The sequence below is a fragment of the Pseudomonas sp. GW822-FHT02G04 genome (assembly GCF_058802085.1).
This window is the reverse complement of record NZ_JBXANU010000053.1, coordinates 1-6,129: the sequence shown is the minus strand read 5'-3', so window position 1 is coordinate 6,129 and position 6,129 is coordinate 1. Positions and strand designations below refer to the sequence as shown.

Below are 6,129 nucleotides of genomic sequence, written 5' to 3'. Positions count from 1 at the left end.
GAAGGCTGCCCAAGGCAGCCTTCAGCTCTGAAAAGGTTTTACCGGACACTAGTGACGCGGAGCGTGGGAACGATCATGCGTTGAATCAGACCCGAAACTGGTCCATCAAGCTCTGCTGCTGATTCGCCAGGCTGTTAAGCGACTGACTCACCCGTGCCGACTCATTGGCCTGCCCCGACAGCGATTCGGTCACATCCCGAATGGTCGCCACGTTGTTATTGATTTCCTCGGCCACCGCGCTTTGCTCTTCCGCCGCACTGGCAATCTGCAGGTTCATGTCGCTGATCACCGTCACCGCATCACCAATCTGCCGCAACGCCGTCACCGCCTGACCCACCTGCTCGACGCTGCCCTGAGCCTGGCGATGGCTGCTGTTCATCGAGCTCACCACCTCCTGAGTACCGCCCTGCAACTGCTCGATCACCTGACGGGTTTCCTCCACGGACTCCTGAGTGCGTCGCGCCAGGTTGCGCACTTCATCGGCGACCACGGCGAAACCGCGTCCGGCCTCACCGGCGCGGGCGGCTTCGATGGCAGCGTTCAGCGCCAGCAGGTTGGTCTGCTCGGCAATGGCACGAATCACTTCCAGCACCGAACCGATTTTCTCGCTGTTCGCCGCCAGGCCTTCGACCTGCACCATGGCTGCGCTCATGTCGGCGGCGAGGTGGTCGATGCTGGTGGTGGTGCGGTCGATCACGGTCAAACCCTGACGGGTTGCCTGATCGGCGTCGCGTGCTGCTTGTGCCGCCTGCGCGGCGCTGCGGGCGACGTCCTGGGCAGTGGCGCTCATTTCGTGGGACGCGGTGGCCACCTGGTCGACCTGCCGGTATTGCTGCTCCATGCCGGCGCTGGTCTGAGTGGCGATGGCGGACGATTGGTCCGCCGTGCTGCGGGCGTCCTGCACCGAGCGTTTCACTTCGGCGATGATCGGTTGCAGCTTGTCGAGGAAGCGGTTGAACCAGCCGGCCAACTGCCCCAGTTCATCCTTTTTGTCGTAAGCCAGACGCCGGGTCAGGTCGCCTTCGCCGCTGGCAATGTCTTCCAGCATGCGGGCCACGCCGAGGATCGGTTTGGTCACGCTGCGGGCCATCAGCCACACCAGCAACAAACCGATGAGCGCCGCCAGTACACCCAGGCACAGTTCCACCAGAGTGCCGGCGGTGTTGCTGTCGTCGAGTTGTTTTTTCAACGCTTCGGCGGGGCCGACCAGCACCTTCTCCGGCACGTCGAGCAACACGCCCCAGGATTTGCCACCGGGGATCGGCTGGAACGGCGACAGCACTTTCAGTTGCTGGTTGCTGTGCAGGCTCTCGGTCTTGCTGCTGGCGGTGAGCCGACGGAGCAATTCAGCACCGTTGGTGGTGTCCACGGCGTCGAGGCGCTGGCTGAGCTTGCTGGCGTCCGGGCTGTAGCCGGCCAGCAAACCGACCGGGCTGACGATGCTGACGCTGGTCTGGCCGTCATAGAGCTTCTTGCTGGCGCTCTGGCTGATCGCTTGCAGGCTGTTGAGGTTGATGTCCACCGACAGCGAGGCGATGACTTTGCCGTTGACCATCAGCGGGAACACGATGCTGGTCATCAGCACGTTCTGACCGTCGATCACATAGAAGTAGGGTTCGATCACGCAAGGCTTGAGCGTGGTGCGCGGGCACGTGAACCAGGCGTTGGCTGGCTCGCCGCTGGGGCCGGTGCTGGTGTCGGCCATGTCGCTTTCCGGCAGGGCCATGGAGGTCACTTTGCCGGGTGTCGGTTGCGACCAGTACAGGGCGAAACGGCCCTTGTCGTTACTGCCCAGCTCCGCCTGGCCAGCGAACAGATTGTCCTTGCCGTCCAGCGCATTGGCCTCGAACACCAGCGACAGGCCAAGCAGGTCCGGGTTGGCCTGCAGGGCCGACTTGACCTGCCGGGTCAGGTCCTCACGCAGGTCGAAGGCATCGAGAAAACGCTTCTCGGCCTGATCGCGCAAAAACAGCACCTGCCGCGAAAAGCCATGGCCATATTGATAGGCGTCCATGAACTGCTGGCGAATCCCCAGCGCCTGGACTTCACCCTGGGACTCGATGCGCGCCTGGGCGGCTTCGGTGAGCATCTCCATGCTCGAGGCTTTCACCAGCGCCGAGCTGTGCTCCATGCGATACAGCGAAAGCCCTACCAGCAGGGTCACGATGCCCGCCAGGCACAGCCCGGCCAGCAGGGTGATTTTCCATTGAATGGAAAGGTGTCTGAGCGACATGGGAACGTCCTTTTATTCGATAAATATCTGAGACTTTGCACTGTAACGGCCATGATTTGGCTTTCTTTATGTCGCAGGCTGAATAACCAATCCCGATCACTGCAACCTCTGTGGTGAGGGGCCTCTGTGGCGAGGGAGCTTGCTCCCGTTGGGTCGCGAAGCGGCCCCCCAGCATTTAGTCAGACAGCCCGCATCGGCAGGTTTTACGACTGCTTCGCAGCCGAACGGGAGCAAGCTCCCTCGCCACAGGAGGGACGCAATCAATGGGTGTGCGCTTTGACAAGGGAACGATGCTGCGGCACAGTGCGCGCCCTCTAATAAGACCCTCTCTCTATTCCGCTGGCGGCTCATGCAGACTGCCGGACGGACTCTTTCCGCTTGTCTTGAGGTAACGATGATTAATGCTGTAATTGCCGCGGTCGGCATCATGCTGATACTCAGCCTGTCCCGCGTGCATGTGGTAATCGCGCTGATTGTGGGCGCGCTGGTGGGTGGTTTGACGGGTGGTCTGGGCATAGACGCGACCCTCAAAGCCTTCAACAACGGCCTCGGTGGCGGGGCGACGGTGGCGTTGTCCTACGCCTTGCTCGGCGCGTTCGCCGTGGCTATCGCCAAGTCGGGTCTGGCCCATGCCCTGGCGGACAAAGCCCTGGCCATGGTCGATCGCCAGCACGCCAACGGTGGCGGTAATGTCAAATGGCTGCTGATCGGCCTGCTATGGGTGGTGGCCATCGCCTCGCAGAACCTTTTGCCGATTCATATCGCCTTTATCCCGTTGCTGGTGCCGCCTCTTTTATATGTGCTGACCAAACTGCAACTGGACCGCCGGTTGATCGCCTGCGTCATTACCTTCGGTCTGATCACGCCATACATGTTCCTGCCCGTGGGCTTCGGCAACATCTTCCTCAATGAAATCCTGCTGGCCAACGTCGCCCGTAGCGGGGTGGACATCAGCGGCATCAACGTCACCCATGCCATGGGCATTCCGGCGCTGGGCATGGTGTTTGGTCTCGCGGCAGCCTTCATCAGCTACCGCAAGAAGCGCGTTTACGACCTGGAAAAGATCGAGCAAGTCGAACAGGTCGCGGTGCAGTACAACCCCTTGAGCCTGATGGTCGCCGGCCTGGCGATTGTCGTGGCGTTCATTATTCAGCTGCTGCTGGACTCGATGATTATCGGGGCGCTGGTGGGCTTCCTGATCTTTTCGGCGTCGGGCATCGTCAAGTGGCGCGAAACCGATGACCTGTTCACCGAAGGCATGAAAATGATGGCGATGATCGGCTTCATCATGATCGCCGCGTCCGGATTTGCCGAAGTGATGAAAGCCACCGGTCATGTGCAGACGCTGGTGGAGTCCTCGGCCTCGTGGATCGACCACAGCAAAGGCATCGGTGCGCTGTTGATGCTACTGGTGGGCCTGTTGGTGACCATGGGCATCGGCTCGTCGTTTTCCACGGTACCGATTCTGGCGGCGATTTTCGTGCCGTTGTGCGTGCAACTGGGCTTCAGCCCGATCGCCATCGTGTGCATCGTCGGCACGGCCGGCGCGTTGGGCGATGCCGGTTCACCCGCCTCGGACTCGACCCTGGGCCCGACCTCCGGTCTGAATATCGATGGCCAGCATCACCACATCTGGGACACCGTGGTCCCGACCTTCCTGCACTACAACCTGCCGTTGCTGGCGTTCGGTTGGGTGGCGGCGATGGTCCTTTGATGTAGGAAGATCAAAAGATCGCAGCCTTCGGCAGCTCCTACGCGCCTGTGGGCGCCGCCGAAGGCTGCGATCTTTTTTTGGGTGTTCAACTTTTGGTTTCGCGTGCCGTTATAGCCTTTAACCACGCCAACAAAATCAAAAGAGTGAACGTCATGCGCATGAGCCTGAAGGCCAAAGTCCTGTCCCTTGCCGTCCTCCCGGTGTTGCTCTTTGCGCTGGTCATCAGCCTGACCACGCTGTTCATCCTGCAGGAACAGGCCCGCAAGGAAGTCGAGGAAACCCGTCAGCGCCTGCTCAGCGACGCCAAAGCGACCCTGCAAAGCTACGTTACCGTGGCCATGACCACGATCAAACCGCTCTACGACGCGGCCGCCCCCGGCGATGACGCGGCGCGGGCGCAGGTGATCAAGTTGCTGTCGAGCATCACCTACGGCAAGGACGGCTACTTCTTCGGCTACGACTCCAACACCGTGCGCCTGTTCAAGGCGAACAGCCCCGAAGGCGTGGGCCAGAGCTTCAAGGACAACCGCGACCCGAACGGCGTCTACGTCAACCGCGACCTGGTGAAAGTCGCCAAGGACGGGACCCACTACCTGCAATACAGCTCGCCGCTGCCCGGCAACAGCCAAGTGCTGGTGCCCAAGCTCGGCTACACCGAATACCTGCCGAAGTGGGACATGGCGGTCGGCACCTCGGTCAACCTCGACGGCATCGAAGCGCAAGTGGCGCTGGTCGAGATCAAGGTCCAGGAACGCATGCAAGGCGTGGTGCTGAGCATTGTCGGGATTGCCGTGGTGGTGCTGCTGGTGATCGCCGCGGCCGGGATGTTGCTGGCCAATACCATTCTGCGTCCGCTGAACCTGATGAAGGCCAACCTCGACGACATCGCGGCGGGCGAGGGCGACCTGACCCGGCGCTTGACCATCACCAGCCAGGATGAACTCGGCGAACTGGCCGGCTCGTTCAACCGTTTCGTCGACAAGATCCACAGCCTGGTGCGGCAGATCACTGAAATGACCTCGCAACTGACCGGGCTGGTGAATCAGGTTTCCGATCAGGCCCAACGCTCGGATCAGGCCATGGAACGCCAGCGTCACGAGACCGATCAGGTGGCCACGGCGATCAACCAGATGTCGGCGGCGGCCCAGGAAGTGGCCAAGAGCGCGCAAAACGCCGCGGTCGCTGCCCAGCAGACCGACGAAGAAGGCCAGGCCGCCAAGCGCGTGGTGGCTGGCAGCATCGTGAAGATTCATGCGCTGGTGAGCGACATTCGCAGCAGCGGCGTGTCCCTCGACAGCCTGCAAAAAGACGTGTTATCGATTGTCAGCGTGCTCGGGGTGATCCGTTCGATTGCCGAACAGACCAACCTGCTGGCGCTCAACGCCGCCATTGAAGCAGCCCGCGCCGGTGAGGCCGGGCGTGGTTTTGCGGTGGTCGCCGACGAGGTGCGGGCGCTGGCCAGTCGCACGCAAATCAGCACCCAGGAAATCCAGGGCATGATCGACCGCTTGCAGGCCGGCACCCAATCGGCGGTCGAGTCCATGCGCCGCTCCAGTGAGGCCGGCGACGGCACATCGGCCCAGGCCAACGAGGCCGGGGCGTCGCTGGACGCCATGGCCCAACTGATCGGCACCATCAACTCAATGAACGCGCAGATTGCCAGCGCCGCCGAAGAGCAAACCGCCGTGGCTGAAGAGATCAACCGCAGCGTGCACCAGATCGCCGTAGCGGTGGACAGCGTCGCCGACGAAACCCAGCGCGGCGCGCAAACCTCGCGCAGCCTGGCTGATCTCGGTCAGCGCCTGGGGCAACTGGTCGGGCAGTTCCGCATTTGATGCGGTGAGCGGGGCAGGGCTGGCTCCAACTCCTACACTGGTATTACGGTGCGCATCCGTCGCACCCGGACGACCATAACCATGGAGTCAGACTTATGAACGACGGTACCTGCGACTGCCCTAAATGCTCATGCAAACTGGGTGAGCATCCCATCGTGCGTCACGGCAAGCACTATTGCTGCGAAGGCTGTGCCAAACATCACGAACACGGCGAAGAATGCTCTACCAAAGGCTGCAAGTGCGCTCAGCACTGACTGTTCAGCCAAAAAAAGTGGAGCCGCTGCTTATCGTAGGAGCCAGGCTTGGGGGGGGGGGGGGGGGGGGGGGGGGGGGGGGGGGGGGGGGGG

At 61.9% G+C, this 6,129-nt stretch carries 4 protein-coding genes and 1 pseudogene; 3 read left to right on the top strand and 2 right to left on the bottom strand.

From position 1 onward, the window contains the following. Nucleotides 1-85: 85 nt before the first annotated feature. Both AC1RO5_RS30840 and AC1RO5_RS30835 read right to left on the bottom strand, forming a co-directional pair. Complete coding sequence (locus AC1RO5_RS30840; RefSeq protein WP_408981129.1) at nt 86-841, bottom strand: methyl-accepting chemotaxis protein; 756 nt, start codon at nt 839-841, stop codon at nt 86-88. Nucleotides 842-943: 102 nt separating this feature from the next. Beyond that, nucleotides 944-2,014, bottom strand: a pseudogene (locus AC1RO5_RS30835) (methyl-accepting chemotaxis protein); the annotation flags it as partial. 616 nt (nt 2,015-2,630) lie between these two features. Between AC1RO5_RS30835 and AC1RO5_RS30830 the strand changes: the two are divergent. From AC1RO5_RS30830 to AC1RO5_RS30820, 3 genes are all read left to right on the top strand, one after another. Further along, nucleotides 2,631-3,947 carry a Na+/H+ antiporter family protein gene (locus AC1RO5_RS30830; protein ID WP_493179547.1) on the top strand — a complete coding sequence of 439 codons (1,317 nt, stop codon included), beginning with the start codon at nt 2,631-2,633 and terminating at the stop codon, nt 3,945-3,947. 152 nt (nt 3,948-4,099) lie between these two features. After that, on the top strand, nt 4,100-5,782 hold the full coding sequence (gene ctpM / locus AC1RO5_RS30825; RefSeq protein WP_493179545.1) for a methyl-accepting chemotaxis protein CtpM: 1,683 nt from the start codon (nt 4,100-4,102) through the stop codon (nt 5,780-5,782). Between the two features lie 95 nt (nt 5,783-5,877). Next, complete coding sequence (locus tag AC1RO5_RS30820; RefSeq protein ID WP_493179544.1) at nt 5,878-6,036, top strand: metallothionein; 159 nt, start codon at nt 5,878-5,880, stop codon at nt 6,034-6,036. Nucleotides 6,037-6,129 lie beyond the last annotated feature (93 nt).